We start from the raw sequence: 17,008 nt of genomic DNA, 5'->3' as shown, positions 1-17,008 counted from the left end.
TTCGGAGTCGGCCCTGGTGAGACTGGGCGGGAAACCCCGGCATCTCACCTCGAGAGGTTGACATCCTGATGTCGAACGAGCAGAAGCTTCGCGATTATCTGAAGCGGGCCATCGCCGACCTCGACGAGACGCGCGAGCAGCTGCGAGAGGTGCACGAGAAGAACCGGGAGCCCATCGCCATCGTCGGCATGGCCTGCCGCTACCCCGGCGGCGCCGACACCCCCGAGCAGCTGTGGGAGCTGGTGCGCGACGGAGTCGACGCCGTCTCCCCCTTCCCCGCCGACCGCGGCTGGGACCTCGACGGCCTCTACGGCGGCGCCGACACGGCTTCTGCCGAACCGGGCCACGAAGACGCCGCGTACCCGCGCGAGAGCGGTTTCCTGCACGGCGCGGGCGAGTTCGACGCGGGCTTCTTCGGCATCTCGCCGCGCGAGGCCCTCGCCATGGACCCGCAGCAGCGACTGATGCTGGAGACCGCCTGGGAGGCGGTCGAACGCGCCGGCATCTCCCCGCACGACCTGCGCTCCACCCAAACCGGCGTGTTCGTCGGCGCCGGACACGGCGGCTACGACACGGCGGCCACCGCCCCCGCCACCGGCCAGGTGCGCGAAGAGGTCGCGGGACATGTCCTCACGGGCAACACCGTCAGCGTCGCCTCCGGCCGCATCTCGTACGTACTGGGCCTGGAGGGCCCGGCCCTCACCGTGGACACGGCCTGCTCCTCGTCGCTGGTGGCCCTGCACCTGGCGGTGCAGTCGCTGCGCCGGGGCGAGTGCACGCTCGCTCTCGCGGGCGGCGTCACGGTCATGTCCACCCCGCAGATGTTCGCGGAGTTCGGACGCCAGCGGGGTCTGGCCGCCGACGGCCGCTGCAAGCCCTTCTCGGCCGCAGCCGACGGTACGGCGTGGAGCGAGGGCGCCGGGGTGCTCCTCGTCGAGCGGCTTTCCGACGCGCTGCGCAACGGCCACCCGGTACTGGCCGTGGTACGCGGCTCCGCCGTCAACCAGGACGGTGCGTCGAACGGCCTGACGGCGCCGAACGGCCCCTCGCAGCAGCGCGTCATCCGCCGGGCACTGGCCGACGCGGGCCTCGCCGCCGCCGACGTGGACACCGTCGAGGCGCACGGCACCGGCACCCGGCTGGGCGACCCCATCGAAGCCACCGCGCTGCTGGCCGCCTACGGCCAGGGACGCCCCGCGGACCGCCCGCTGCTCCTCGGCTCGATGAAGTCCAACATCGGCCACACGCAGGCCGCGGCAGGCGTCGCGGGCGTCATCAAGACCGTGCTCGCCATGCGCGACGGAGTCCTGCCCGCCACCCTGCACCTGGAGGAGCCGTCCCCGCACGTGGACTGGACGGCGGGCAGCATACGACTGCTCACGCACGAGACCCCCTGGCCCGCCCCGGAGGAGGACCGGCCGCGACGGGCCGCCGTCTCCTCGTTCGGTGTCAGCGGCACCAACGCCCACGTGATCCTGGAACAACCGCCGACCGGGACGCAGGCCACGGTCGCCGACGCCTCCGGAGCGCTGCCGTGGGTCCTCTCGGCGAAGACGGCCGACGCGCTGCGCGCCCAGGCGGTACGACTGGCCGAACATGTGCGTGACAGGCCGGAGTTGGCCACGGGCGACATCGCCTTCTCGCTCGCCACCGCACGGGCCGCGCTGGATCACCGGGCCGCGGTCGTGGCCGAGGACCGCGCGGGGCTGCTCGCGGGCCTCGATGCGGTGGCGGACGGCAGGGGCGACACGGCTCTCGCGGGCAAGGGCCCCCTTGCCCTGCTCTTCTCCGGTCAGGGCGCGCAACGGCTGGGCATGGGACGCGAGTTGTACGCCGACTTCCCGGTGTTCGCGGCGGCGTTCGATGCGGTGTGTGCCGAGTTGGATGTGCCGGTGCGGGAGGTGGTGTGGGGTGAGGACGCCGATGCGTTGAACCGGACGGTGTTCGCGCAGGCGGGGTTGTTCGCTGTTGAGGTGGCGTTGTTCCGTCTGGTGGAGTCGTGGGGTGTGCGGCCGGACTTCGTGGCCGGTCACTCGATCGGTGAGGTGGCGGCTGCGCATGTTGCTGGGGTGCTGTCCCTTGCGGACGCGTGTGCGTTGGTGGGGGCTCGTGGCCGGCTGATGGAGGCGTTGCCCGAGGGCGGGGCGATGCTGGCCGTGCAGGCGACGGAAGCCGAAGTCGCGCCGTTGTTGGGGGAGGTGCTGTCGATTGCGGCGGTCAACGGGCCGTCTTCCGTGGTGGTGTCCGGAGCGTCGGATCAAGTGGAGTCCGTGAGGGCCCACTTCGAGGAGCTGGGCCGCAGGACGACCCGGTTGCGGGTGTCGCACGCCTTCCACTCCCCGCTGATGGACCCGATGCTGGACGACTTCCGTACGGTGGTCTCGGGGCTGACGTTCTCCGCCCCGGAGATACCGCTGGCCACGGACGCCGAGGAGGTGTGCGACCCGGAGTACTGGGTGCGCCACGTCCGCGAGGCGGTGCGCTTCGCCGACGACGTGCGCGCGCTCTCCGCGCAAGGCGTCACGCGGTTCCTGGAAGTCGGCCCCGACGCGACCCTGACCGCGATGGCCGCCGACTGCCTGTCCGAGGACTCCGACGCGGTTCTCGTACCCCTGCTGCGCAAGAACCGCGACGAGCGCCTCGCCGTTCTCCGGGCCGTGGCCCGGCTCCACGTGGACGGGGTCGAAGTCGACTGGTCGGCCCACTTCGCGGACACCGGCGCCCGCGTCGTCGAGCTGCCCACCTACGCCTTCCAGCACCAGCGCTACTGGCTCCCGGCCGACGGAAGGGACCTGCTGACCGGCACCGGAGCCGCGGTCGCCACCGACCAGGTGGAAGCGACCTTCTGGGAAGCCGCCGAACGCGGCGACCTGGCCGCCGCCTCCGCCGTACTGGGCATCGAGGGCGCCCCCGCCGAAGCGTCCCTCGACGACCTGCTTCCGGTGCTCGGTGCCTGGCGCACCCGGCGGCGCACCCGCGCCACCATCGAGTCCTGGGCCTACCAGACCACCTGGACCTCCCTCGACGCTCCCACCGCCGGGCTGCCGTCCGGCTCCGGCTGGCTGGCCGTCGTACCCGAGCACCTGGCCGACGACGCGTCCCTCGGCGCACTGCTCGCCGGCCTCACCGACCTCGGGGCGCACGTCGAACGGCTCGTCGTGACCACCGGCGGAGGTGCCGACCTCCTTGCGGAGCAGGTCGGTCCGGCCTTGGCCGCCGCCGCCGGGCCGGTCACCGGCGTGCTGTCCTTCCTCGCCCTCGACGAACGCCCGCACCCCGACCACCCGGCGGTCCCGCGCGGACTCCTCGCCACCGCCGACCTGCTGCGAGCCCTTGAGGCGACCGGGGCGGAGGCGCCGCTGTGGTGCCTGACCCGCGGCGCGGTGTGCGTCGACGGCACCCAACCGCCGACCGGTCCGCTCCAGGCCCAGACCTGGGGATTCGGCCGGGTCGCGGCCCTGGAGCACCCCCGGCGCTGGGGCGGGCTCATCGACCTTCCCGGCACCGTCGACACCGGCACTCCTGACGCCCTCGACGGCCGCGACCTCGCGTCGCGGGTGGCCGACGTGCTCGGTGCGGGTACGGGCGAGGACCAGATCGCCGTACGGTCCTACGGAACGTACGGCCGGCGCCTCACCCACGACGTTCCCGCACGGGACGCGGACGACTGGTCCGCCCCGCGCGGCACGGTCCTCGTGACCGGCGGTACGGGCGCCCTCGGCGGGCGGGTCGCGCGCTGGCTCGCCGGCGCGGGCGCGGAGCACCTGTTGCTGACCAGCCGCCGGGGCCCGGCGGCCGAAGGCGCCGGCGAACTGGCCGCCGAGTTGGAGGCGATGGGCGTACGGGTCACGGTCGCGGCCTGCGACACCTCGGACCGCGACGCGCTCGTCGCCCTCCTGGACACCGTTCCCGCCGAGCTGCCGCTGCGCGGTGTCGTCCACGCGGCCGGAGTGCTGGACGACGGCGTGCTGGACGCGCTGACCGGCGAGCGGTTCGAGGCCGTGCTGCGAGCCAAGGCGGAGTCCGCCCGGCTGCTCGACGAACTCACCCGACCGGCCCGGGACCCGCACGAAGGCATCCCCCAGGACGGGCGGGAGAGCCTCCCGCAGGACGGTCCCGACGGCCTCCGACGTGACGGCCTCGCAGACGACGTGCCGAGCGGCCACCAGCTGTCGATGTTCGTGCTGTTCTCCTCCGTCACCGGTGTCCTCGGCAACGCGGGACAGGCCAACTACGCCGCCGCCAACGCCTACCTCGACGCCCTCGCCGAGCAGCGCCGCGCCGCCGGACTGCCCGCCACCTCCGTGGCCTGGGGCTCGTGGGCCGACGCCGGAATGGCCGCGGGCAGTGACGCCACCGGCCGGATCCGCCGCAGCGGCATGGTCCCGATGGCGCCCGACCTCGCCCTCGCCGCCCTCCAGCAGGCCCTTTCGAGCGGTGCCGCCTGCGTGACCGTCGCCGACATCGACTGGGACACCTTCGGGCCCGTCCTGTCGGCGGCCCGGCCCAGCCCGCTGATCGACGACCTGCCCGAGGTGCGCCGCCTGGCGGCGAGCGCGCGGAACAGGGCCGGGGCGACCTCGCCGCTGCGCGCACGCCTGCTCGCCCTGCCGACCACCGCCGAGCAGGAACGCACCCTGCACGACCTGCTCCGCGAGGAGATCGCCCACGTACTCGGGCACGCCTCCGCGGGCACCGTCGACGTCAACCGGGCCTTCCGTGACCTGGGCTTCGACTCGCTGACCGCCGTCGAGCTGCGCAACCGGCTCACCGCTCTCACCGGCCTCCGCCTGCCCGCCACCCTGCTCTTCGACCACCCGACGACGGCTGCAGTGGCCGCCCACCTCCGCGCCGAACTGCTGGACGGGCACACTCCGACCGGCTCCGCCCCGGCGCGGGAGGAGACGGACGAACCGATCGCCATCGTCGCCATGGCCTGCCGGTTCCCCGGCGGCGTCGGTTCCCCCGAGGAGTTCTGGGAGCTGCTCGCCCGGGGCGGCGACGGAATCACGGCCCTGCCGACCGACCGGGGCTGGGACACCGAGGGGCTCTACGACCCCGACCCCGAGCACCAGGGCACCAGCTACGTCCGTGAGGGCGGCTTCCTCACCGGTCTCGCGGGCTTCGACGCCGACTTCTTCGGGATCTCCCCACGCGAGGCCCTGGCCATGGACCCGCAGCAGCGGCTGCTCCTCGAAACGGCGTGGGAGACCATCGAACGCGCCGGCATCGTCCCCGACACCCTGCGCTCCAGCGCGACCGGCGTGTTCGTCGGCTCGAACTTCCAGGACTACCAGCAGGTTCTGGGCGCCGCCCCGGACGACGTCACCGGACACGTGATGACCGGCAACGCGGCCAGCGTCGTCTCCGGCCGGGTGTCGTACGCCTTCGGCCTGGAGGGCCCGGCCGTCACCGTCGACACCGCCTGCTCCTCCTCGCTCGTCTCCCTGCACCTCGCCGCGCAGGCACTGCGCCGGGGCGAGTGCACCCTCGCCCTGGCGGGCGGCGTCACCGTCATGTCGACCCCGCACATGTTCGTGGAGTTCTCCCGGCAGCGGGGGCTGGCGGCCGACGGACGGTGCAAGCCGTTCGCGGGGGCCGCCGACGGCACGGGCTGGGCCGAGGGCATCGGGCTGCTGCTGGTGGAACGTCTCTCCGACGCCCGGCGCAACGGGCACCCCGTGCTCGCCGTGCTGCGCGGCTCCGCCGTCAACCAGGACGGTGCGTCCAACGGCCTGACCGCCCCCAACGGCCCCTCCCAGCAGCGCGTCATCCGCCGGGCCCTGGCCGACGCGGGGCTGCGCGCCGACGAGGTGGACGCGGTGGAGGCGCACGGCACCGGCACCCGGCTCGGCGACCCCATCGAGGCGCAGGCCCTGCTCGCCACGTACGGGCAGGACCGTCCGGCCGACCGGCCGCTGCTCCTGGGCTCGGTCAAGTCCAACATCGGCCACACCCAGGCGGCGGCCGGTGTCGCGGGCGTCATCAAGATGGTCCTGGCCATGCACCACGGCGTCCTGCCGCAGTCCCTGCACATCGACGCACCGTCCCCGCAGGTGGACTGGTCGGCGGGCGCCGTCGAACTCCTCGCCTCCCCGAGCCCGTGGCCGACGGTGGACCGCCCCCCGAGGGCCGGCGTCTCCTCCTTCGGCATCAGCGGCACCAACGCCCACGTCATCCTGGAGGCGGCCGGTCCGCTGCCGTCCGTGACCCCCGCAGGGGAGGGCGCCCCCGTTCCCAGCGGCACCACCACCTCCGCGGCCGACAGGTCCGGCCCCGGTACGGGCGAGGCTTCCGTCCTGCCGTACGTACTGTCCGCCAAGTCCCCGCAAGCGCTCGCCGCGCAGGCGGCACGGCTCGCCGCGCACCTGCGTGACAGCGCGAGCGGAGCCGGTGACGTCCTGCCCGGCGTGGCGTACGGGCTCGCGGCGACCCGCACCGCGATGACCCACCGCGCAGCCGTCCTCGCGCCCGACCCCGCCACCCTGCTCGCCGGTCTGGACGCCCTCGCCGAGGGCCGGGGCCAGGAGTCGCCCGCCGTCCGCGAAGGCACCGTCCAGGGCGAGGGCGGCGACACCGTCTTCGTCTTCCCGGGCCAGGGCTCCCAGTGGCCTGCGATGGCGCGCGAACTCCTCGACACCTCACCGGTGTTCGCCGCCCGCATCGCCGAGTGCGCCGCCGCCGTCGACGCGCACACCGACTGGTCGCTGATGGACGTGCTGCGCGGCACCGAGGGCGCTCCCGCGCTCGACCGCGTCGACGTCGTCCAGCCCGTGCTGTTCGCCGTGATGGTGTCCCTCGCCGAGCTGTGGCAGGCGCACGGCGTCCGCCCCGCGGCCGTCGTCGGCCACTCCCAGGGCGAGATCGCCGCCGCCTGCGTGGCCGGCGCGCTCGGCCTGGACGATGCCGCCCGCGTCGTCGCCCTGCGCAGCCAGGCACTGACCGCCCTGTCCGGACAGGGCGGAATGGTGTCCGTCGCCCTGCCCGCCGACGCGGCCCGCACCCTGCTGACCTCCTGGGGCGAGCGCGTGTCGCTCGCGGCCGTCAACGGACCCTCCTCCGTGGTGGTCTCCGGCGACCCCGACGCACTGGACGACCTGCTCGCCGCGTGCGCCAGGGACGGCGTACGGGCCAAGCGGATTCCCGTCGACTACGCGTCGCACTCGGCCCAAGTGGCCCGCATCGAGGACGAGTTGCTCTCCCTCCTCGCGCCCGTCGCACCCCGTGCCTCGCGCATTCCCTTCTACTCCACGGTGACCGGCACCCCGATCGACACGACCGTTCTCGACGGCGCCTACTGGTTCGCCAACCTGCGCGGCACCGTCGAGTTCGAGCAGGCGACGCGCGCCCTGCTCGACGTGGGGCACCGCGTGTTCGTCGAGGTCGGTCCGCACCCCGTCCTCACCACCGGAGTGCAGGAGACCATCGAGGTCACCGGTTCGGCCGCGGTGGCCACCGGCACCCTGCGCCGCGACGAAGGAGGCACAGACCGGTTCATGCTCTCCCTGGCCGAGGCCCACAACCACGGCACCGTCATCGACTGGGAGGCGTTCTTCGAGGCCGCCGGGGTCCCGCGCCCCGCCGCGCCGCCGATGCTGCCCACGTACGCCTTCCAGCACCGCCGCTACTGGCCGCGCCCGGCCGTCGGCGGTTCCGGGGACGTCGTCTCCGCCGGACTCGGCGCTCTCGACCACCCGTTGCTCGGCGCGGCCCTGCCGCTCGCCCTCGGCGACGAACTCGTCGCCACCGCCCACTGGTCGCTGCGCAGTCACCCGTGGCTCGCCGACCACGCGGTCGCCGGCACCGTCGTGGTGCCCGGTGCCGCGCTCGTCGAGGTGGCCGTCCGGGCCGGTGACGAACTCGGCTGCGGCCGGGTCGAGGAACTGACCCTGCACGCGCCCGTCCTGCTGCCCGAACGCGGCGGCATCCAGGTGCAGATCGCGGTCGGCGCCACCGACCCCGCCGGTCTGCGGACCCTTGCTCTGCATGCCAGGCCCGACGACGCGCCGGAAGCGGAGTGGACCCTGCACGCCGACGGCACGCTCGCGGCACCCGCAACCGAGGAGACCGAAAGCGGTTGGGCGGAAGGGGAGTTCACGGTCTGGCCGCCGCGCGGGGCCGAGCCCCTCGAAGCGGTCGACGGACACTACGCGTCGCTGCGTGCCGAGGGCTACGAGTACGGCCCGGTCTTCCAGGGCCTCCGGGCAGCCTGGCGGCGCGGCGATGACGTGTACGCCGAAGTGGCCCTGCCCGAAGCGGCGACGGTGGACGCCGCCCGCTTCGGCATCCACCCCGCTCTGCTCGACGCGGCCCTGCACGCCGCCGGACTCGGCCCGCTGACCAACTCCGAAGGCAGCACCGGTCTGCCCTTCTCCTGGACGGGAGTCACCCTCCACGCCACCGGCGCCACCGCCCTGAGGGTCCGGTTGCGGCCCGCCGGAACCGACGCGGTCTCCGTCCTCATGGCGGACCCGCTCGGCCGCCCGGTCGCCGCCGTCGACGCCCTGGCGGTACGACCCGTCACGGCCGCCGCACTCAGCGCCGCGCAAGCTGTCCCGCAGACGGTGCGCGACGCCCTGTTCCACGTGGAGTGGGCCTTGTCGGCGACGGATGCCGCAGACCCGAAGGCGCACGCGGCCCCCGCGGATCAGGCCGCCCGCTGGGCCGTCCTGGGACCGCAGGACCCCGCCCACACGGCCGCCCTCGCCGAGGGCGGCGCCGCTCTCGTACGAGGCGACGCCCTGTCCGACCTGACGGCGACCCTTCCCGCATCCGGCACACCGGACGTGGTGCTGATCGCCGCACATGACGGGCCGACCGGCGCGTCCGCCGACCCGGCCACCGGGGCCGCCGGTCTGCTGGAGCGCGTACTCGCGACGCTCCAGGGGTGGTTGGCGGACGGCGCTCTCGACGGGACACGGCTGGTCGTCGCCACCCGCGGCGCGGTCACCCCCGACCCCGGCGGCACCGTCACCGACCTGCCCGGCTCGGCCCTGTGGGGTCTGCTGCGCTCGGCGCAGACCGAACACCCGGGCCGGATCGTGCTCGCCGACCTCGACGACGACCCCGCCTCGTGGCGGGCCCTGCCCCGGGCGGTCGCCGTCGGCGACGAACCCCAACTGGCGCTGCGCCAGGGAGCGGTGTACGCGCCCCGCCTGACCCGCACCCACTCCTGCGGCGCGCTCGCCGTGCCCCGGGACGTGCCCTGGCGGCTGGACATCCCCGAGAAGGGCAGCCTGGACCGCCTGGCCCTGCTGCCCGCCCCGCAGGCGGCAGCGCCGCTCGCACCCGGCCAGGTCCGCATCGAGGTCCGCGCCGCCGGACTCAACTTCCGCGACGTCCTCAACGCCCTCGGCATGTATCCCGGCGGCGCCGAGTTCCTCGGCTCGGAGGCCGCCGGACTCGTCGTCGAAACCGCCCCCGACGTCACGGGGCTGTGTGTCGGCGACCGCGTCTTCGGCATGGTCACGGGCGGCTTCGGCCCGCTGGCGGTCGCCGACCACCGCGTCGTCACCCGCATGCCGGCGGGCTGGACCTTCGCCCAGGCCGCCGCCGCACCCGTGGTCTTCCTCACCGCCTTCTACGCGCTGCGCGACCTCGCCGGTCTCACCGAGGGCGAGTCCGTCCTCGTCCACGCCGCCGCGGGCGGCGTCGGGATGGCCGCCACCCAGCTCGCCCGCCTGTGGGGAGCCGACGTCTACGGCACCGCCAGCGAGCCCAAGCAGCGCCTGCTGCGCGCCGCGAGCGACGGCCTGCCCGCGGACCGCCTCGCCTCCTCCCGCACCCTCGACTTCGAGGACGCCTTCCGCACGGCGCGCCACGGCCGCGGTGTGGACGTGGTCCTCAACTCGCTCGCGGGCGAGTACGTCGACGCGTCGCTGCGCCTTTTGGCACCCGGCGGCCGACTCATCGAGATGGGCAAGACCGACGTGCGGGACGCCTCCGACGTGGCCCGCGACCACGACGGCGCGTTCTACCGCGCCTTCGACCTGGCGGAGGCCGGCCCCGAGCGGATCGGGGAGATGCTCACCGAGCTGGTCGCCCTCTTCGAGCAGGGCGCCCTGCGGCCGCTCCCGGTCACCGCATGGGACGTCACACACGCCCAGGAGGCGTTCCGGTACGTCTCCCAGGCCCGGCACACCGGCAAGGTGGTCCTCACCGTGCCCCGGGCGTGGGACCCCGAGGGCACCGTCCTGATCACCGGCGGCACCGGACAGCTCGGCGGCACGCTCGCCCGCCACCTCGTCACCGCACACGGCGTACGGCACCTGCTGCTCGCCGGACGCCGCGGCCCGAACAGTCCCGGCGCCGAGGAACTCCGTACCGAACTGACCGAGTTGGGGGCCGAGGTCACCCTCGCCACCTGTGACGCCGCCGACCGTGCGGCGCTCGCCGAGCTGCTCGACGGCGTGAGCGACGCACACCCGCTGACCGCCGTCGTGCACGCCGCCGGAGTCCTCGACGACGGCGTGGCCACCGCCCTCACCCCCGAGCGGCTGCACACCGTACTGCGTCCCAAGGCGGACGCCGCCTGGAATCTGCACGAGCTGACCCGGCACCTGGACCTCGCCGACTTCGTGCTCTTCTCCTCGGCGGCCGGCACCTTCGGCAACGCGGGACAGGGCAACTACGCCGCCGCCAACACCTTCCTGGACGGACTCGCCCGCCACCGCCGGGCCACCGGCCTGCCCGCCACCTCGCTCGCCTGGGGTCTGTGGGCGAGCGCCAGCGAGATGACCCGGCACCTGGACGTCGGCGCCCGCAACCGCGCCCGCTCCACCGGCGGGCTGCCGCTCGCCACCCACGACGGGCTCGCCCTGTTCGACGCCGCTCTCGCCGCCCGCAGGGCTCTGCTCGTACCCGTGCGCCTGGACCACGCCGGCCTGCGCGGCCGCGCACCCGCAGCACTCCCCTCGATCCTGCGGGGCCTCTTCCGGGGCACGACCGCCCGGCGCACCGTCGAGGCCGGCACCGGGCCCGCCGGCGGCGGGCTGCGGCAGCGACTGGCCGCACTGCCCGCGGCCGACCGGGACAGCGTGCTCGTCGACCTGGTCACCACGTACGCCGCCGCCGTGCTCGGCCACGCCGACTCCGGCGCCGTCCATGCCGGAAAGGCCTTCCGCGACCTCGGCTTCGACTCGCTGACCGCCGTCGAACTGCGCAACCGGCTGGCCGCCGCGGCCGGATTGCGGCTCCCCGCCACGCTGGTCTTCGACCACCCCACCCCCGTGGCCCTCGCCGCACACCTGGGGAGCCTGCTGACCGACGCCGCACCCGCGTCCGCCACGCCCGCGGCCCACACCCCGGCAGCCCCGGACGACGACCCCGTCGTCATCGTCGGCATGGCCTGCCGCTACCCCGGCGACGTCCACTCGCCCGAGGACCTGTGGACCCTGCTGGCCACCGGCACCGACGCCATCGGCGCCTTCCCCACGGACCGCGGCTGGGACCTGGAGGACCTCTACGGCTCCGTCCCCGACCACCCGGACGCCTCCCGCACCCTCGAAGGCGGCTTCCTGCACGGCGCCGCCGACTTCGACGCGGACTTCTTCGGCATCGGCCCGAACGAGGCCACCGCGATGGACCCGCAGCAGCGCCTGCTCCTGGAAACCGCCTGGGAGGCGGCCGAACGGGCCGGCATCGACCCCAGGTCGCTGCGCGGCAGCCGCACCGGCGTCTTCGCCGGCCTGTCCTCCAGCGACTACCTGAGCCGCGGCGCGGACATCCCCGAGGCGCTCGCGGGATACGTCAACACGGGCAACGCCGTCAGCGTGGTCTCCGGCCGCGTCTCCTACGCCCTGGGCCTGGAGGGCCCGGCCGTCACCGTGGACACCGCCTGCTCCTCCTCGCTGGTGGCGCTGCACATGGCCGCACAGTCGCTGCGGGCCGGTGAGTGCTCCCTCGCGCTGGCGGGCGGCGTGACGGTCATGTCCTCCCCGGTGATCATCGTGGACTTCTCGCGGCAGCGCGGCCTCGCCGCGGACGGCCGCTGCAAGCCCTTCTCGGCGGACGCCGACGGCACGGGCTTCTCCGAGGGCGTCGGCCTGCTGGTCCTCGAACGCCTCTCCGACGCGGTGCGCAACGGCCACCAGGTACTGGCCGTCGTGCGCGGCTCGGCCGTCAACCAGGACGGCGCCTCCAACGGCCTCACCGCCCCCAACGGGCCCGCCCAGCAGCGGGTCATCCGCGAGGCCCTCGCGGGCGCCCGACTGACCGGCGCCGACGTCGACGCGGTGGAGGCGCACGGCACCGGCACCCGGCTCGGCGACCCGATCGAGGCGCAGGCCCTGCTCGCGACGTACGGCCAGGACCGGGCGGCCGACCGCCCGCTGCGACTGGGCTCCGTCAAGTCCAACCTCGGGCACACCCAGGCCGCGGCCGGAGTCGCCGGAGTGATGAAGATGGTGCTCGCCATGCGGCACGGCCTCCTTCCGAAGTCGCTGCACCTCGACGAGCAGACCCCGCAGGTGGACTGGTCGACGGGAGCCGTACGCGTCCTGGACGAGGCAACCCCCTGGCCGACGACCGACGGCCGCCCGCGCCGGGCCGGGGTCTCCTCCTTCGGCATCAGCGGCACCAACGCGCACGTGATCCTCGAACAGGGCCCGGACGCCGCATCCCGGGCCCCCGAGGACGCCTCGGAAGCGGTACCGGCACCCGAGGACACCTTGGACGGAGCACCGGCCCCCGAGGACACCTCGGACGCAGTACCGGCACCCGGGACGGCGACGGGCGCGGAGCCGTCGGGCACGACCTCCGACACCTTGCCCACCCCCGCGGCAGCGGGCGCCCCGCCCACCCCCGCGGCAGCGGGCGCCCCGCCCACCCCCGCAGCACTGGGCGTCCCGCCCACTCCCGCAGCGGTGGGCCCCGAGTCCGCCGACGCCGTGCTGCCCTGGCTGCTGTCCGCGCGGAGCGCACCCGCCTTGCGCGGGCAGGCGCGGGCACTGCTCGCCCATCTCGACACCGCCCCCGGGAACCGGTCGAAGCCCCTCGACCTCGCCGCCTCCCTCGCCACCCGCCGGGCCGTCCTCGAACACCGGGCGGTCGTCACCGCCGCCGACCCGCACACCCTGCGATCCGCGCTCACCGCACTCGCCGAGGGGACACCGTCCCCCGGCCTCGTCCAGGGCCGGCACACCTCCGGCCGCGACCGCAAGGCCGTCCTGGTCTTCCCCGGCCAGGGCTCGCAGTGGGTCGGCATGGGCGCCGACCTCCTGGACGACTCGGCCGAGTTCGCCGCCCGCATCGCGGCCTGCGAGCTGGCCCTCGCCCCGTACACCGACTGGTCCCTGACCGCCGTACTGCGCGGCGAGCCGACCGCCCCCTCGCTGGACCGCGTGGACGTCGCCCAGCCCGCCCTCTGGGCGGTCATGATCGCGCTCGCCGACGTCTGGCAGGCCCACGGCCTCCGCCCGGCGGCCGTCGTCGGCCACTCCCAGGGCGAGATCGCCGCCGCCTGCGTGGCCGGCGCGCTCTCCCTGGAGGACGGCGCCCGCGTGATCGCCCTGCGCAGCCGCGCCATCGACGCCGGGCTCTCCGGCCACGGCGGCATGGTCTCCGTCGCCGCCTCCCATGCGGACGTCCTCGACCGGCTCGCCGCCTGGGGCGAGCGCATCTCCGTCGCCGCGGTCAACGGCCCCGGCTCCGTCGTCGTCTCCGGCGAGTCGGACGCCCTCGACGCCCTGGTCGACGCCTGCACCCGGGACGGCGTCCGCGCCAAGCGGATCCCCGTCGACTACGCCTCCTACTCCGCCCAGGTCGCACGCATTCGCGACACCGTCCTGGCCGACCTCGCCGGAATCGAGACCCACCCGCCCCGCATCCCGTTCCTCTCCACCCTCACCGGCACATGGATCGACGCCGACACCGCGCTGGACGCCTCGTACTGGTACGAGAACCTGCGCCGCACCGTCCGGCTGGAGGACGCGCTGCACACCCTCCTCGCCCAAGGACACGACGTGTTCGTCGAGGCCAGCCCGCACCCGGTGCTGACCGCCGCCATCGAGGACACCGTCGCCGCCGCCGAGGCGGACGCACCGGCGCTCGGCTCGCTGCGCCGCGGGGACGGCGGCCGGCAGCGACTGCTGACCTCCCTCGCCGAGGCACACGTGCACGGCGTACGGGTCGACTGGAACGGCATCCTGGCCGGAGGCGGAGTGGCCGACCTGCCCACGTACGCCTTCCAGCGCACCCGGTACTGGCTCGACGCGCCCCCCGCCCCCGCGGGCGGCACTCCGGCGGACCCCGCAGGACTCGACACCGTCGTCCGCCTCGCCGACGGGGACGGGTCCCTCGTCCTCAGCGGCCGGATCGCTGCCGCCACCCACCCGTGGCTGGCCGACCACACCGTGCACGGCGACGCCGTCGTCCCCGCCACCGCCCTGCTCGACTGGGCTGTCCGGGCCGCCGACGAAGCAGGGTGCACGACGGTCGGCGACCTCACCGAACTGCTCCCGCTGACCGTCCCTCAGCAGGACACCCTGGAGATCCAGCTGACGGTCGGCGCGGCCGACGCCGAGGGCAGAAGCCTGACGATCCACGCCAGGACCGCCGCCGACGCCGACTGGACCCGCCATGCCACCGGCACGCTGACCCGGACGGCCGCGTCCGCCGACACACCGTGCGTCCCCGGGAACTGGCCGCCGCACGACGCCCGCCCGGCCGACCCCGAGGAGCTGTACGCCGCTCTCGCGGAGGGCGGCTACCACCCCGGCCCCCTGCACCGCACCGTCCGCGCACTCTGGACCGCGGCCGACGGCGCGACCCTCGCCGAGGTGGCGCTGCCCCAGGACCAGCACCCGAAAGCGGCCGGTTTCCGCATCCACCCGGGCCTGCTCCAGACCGTACTGGCCATGTCCGCCACCGGAACCGGCCAAGCCGAACTGCCCGCCCACTGGCGGGAAGCGGCCCTCACCGCCACCGGGGCGACCGCACTGCGCGTACGGATCGACCGCGCCGACGACGGCACCCTGTCCCTCGCCGCCGCCGACCCCACGGGTGCGCCCGTACTCACGGCCACCGCCACCACCACGCCCCCCGACGCACCCTCCCGACACCCCCAGGAACTCTTCGAAGCCGCCTGGACGCGACCGGACTGGGCCCGGACCCTCCCCGTCGGCCTCGAACCCGCCGCCGCCCCCGCACAGTCCTTCACTGGCCTCCCCGCCCTGCGGGCAGCCCTCGAAGACGCTGGCGCGACCCCCTTCGCGGACACGGTGCTGCTCCGCCTGCCCGCGGCCGACGGCCCCCCGGACAACGCCGACGACACCCCCGTCCGGGACATGCTGCACCTGGTGCAGACCTGGCTGGCCGACCCGCGCTGCGCGGACTCCCGGCTGGTCCTGGTCACCGCGGGCGACGACGCGGCGCTCACCGACGCCGCCGTCCAGGGCCTGATCCGTTCGGCCCAGGCCGAACACCCCGACCGCTTCCTTCTCGTCGACACCGACGGCGACCCGGCATCCGAACGCGCCCTGGCGGATGCCGTGGCCGCCGCCACGGCCGCCGCCGAGACGCAACTCGCCCTGCACAACGGCATGGTGACCGTTCCGAGGCTCCGACGCACCGCACCCTCGCTGGACCCCTCGGCGCTCCCGGTCCAGGAATGGGACCCGCACGGCGACGGCACCGTCCTGATCACCGGCGGAACCGGCACCCTCGGCGCCCTCGTCGCCCGCCACCTGGTCACCGAGCACGGCGTCCGGAACCTTGTGCTCACCGGCCGTCGGGGACCCGAAGCGCCCGGCGCCACGCAACTGCGCGAGGAGCTGACCGGGTTGGGCGCCACCGTCACCCTCGCCGCCTGCGACGCGGCCGACCGTGACGCCCTCGCCGACGTCCTGGCGGCCATCCCCGCCGCGCACCCGCTCACCGCCGTGGTCCACGCGGCCGGCGTCCTCCAGGACGGCCTGCTGGAGAACCTCACCGCCGAGGACCTGGCCCGCGTCTGGCGCCCGAAGGCAGCCGCCGCCATGCACCTGCACGAGCTGACCCGCGACAGCAAACTGTCCGCCTTCGTCCTCTTCTCCTCCTTCTCCGGAGTCGTCGGAGGACCCGCCCAGGCCAACTACGCCGCCGCCAACTCCTTCCTCGACGCACTCGCCCGCCGACGCCGGGCCCAGGGACTCGCCGCGGTCTCCCTCGCGTGGGGATACTGGGGAGATTCCAGTGGAATGACGTCCAGTCTTGACCCCGTGGACGTCGCCCGCTTCGCACGCTCAGGAATGCTGCCGCTCTCGGCAGGCCAAGGACTCGGCCTGCTCGACGCCGCCGCCACCGTCGACCGTGCCCTCCTGGTCCCCGTACGACTCGACCCGAAGGCCCTCGCGACATCGGGCCGCGTCCCGGCGCTGCTGCGGGACCTCGCTCCGGCACGGCCGGCCGGCCGAAGGTCCGCGGCCCCCGCGCCGGACACGTCCGCCGCCGGGCGGGGGGCCGGACCGGACGCCGGGTTCGCCGAGCGACTGACCGGACTGAGCGCGGCCAAGCGCGACGCCCTGCTCCTCCAGCTGATCACCGGTCACGTGGCCGCGGTCCTCGGCCACGGCTCGGCCGCCTCCATCGACGCCGAACGCGGCTTCCTCGACCTGGGCATGAGCTCCCTCACCGCCGTGGAACTGCGCAACCGTCTGAACGAGGAGACCGGGCTCCGGCTGCCGACGACAGCGGTCTTCGACCACCCCACCCCGCTCGCCCTCGCCCGGCACCTGAACGCCCGCCTGGCGCTCTCCGACGGCGCGGAGCCCCAGGACACGCTCTTCGCGGAACTCGACGAGCTGGAGAAGTCACTCACGGCCCGCGCGGCCTCCGCACTCGACGCGGACGGACGCGCCCGCATGGCCGCCCGCCTCAAAGCACTGCAATGGAAGCTCGACGAAACCGCCGAGACCCCCCACGACGGGGAGGCGGACGACAACGAAACCGACGCCGACCTCGAAGCGGCCTCGACGGACGACGAGATGTTCGACCTGATCGACAAGGAACTCGGCCTCGCCTGACCGAGCCG

At 74.8% G+C, this 17,008-nt stretch carries 1 protein-coding gene; it reads left to right on the top strand.

The features are described from left to right. Positions 1 to 41 precede the first annotated feature (41 nt). Positions 42 to 17,000 carry a type I polyketide synthase gene (locus tag ACQPZG_RS07325; protein ID WP_433549297.1) on the top strand — a complete coding sequence of 5,653 codons (16,959 nt, stop codon included), beginning with the start codon at positions 42 to 44 and terminating at the stop codon, positions 16,998 to 17,000. The last annotated feature ends 8 nt before the right edge of the window (positions 17,001 to 17,008 follow it).

This window comes from Streptomyces sp. CA-294286 (assembly GCF_050947155.1).
Taxonomy (GTDB): domain Bacteria; phylum Actinomycetota; class Actinomycetes; order Streptomycetales; family Streptomycetaceae; genus Streptomyces.
The sequence above is the reverse complement of the archived record's forward strand: the minus strand, read 5'-3'. Positions and strand labels throughout refer to the sequence as shown.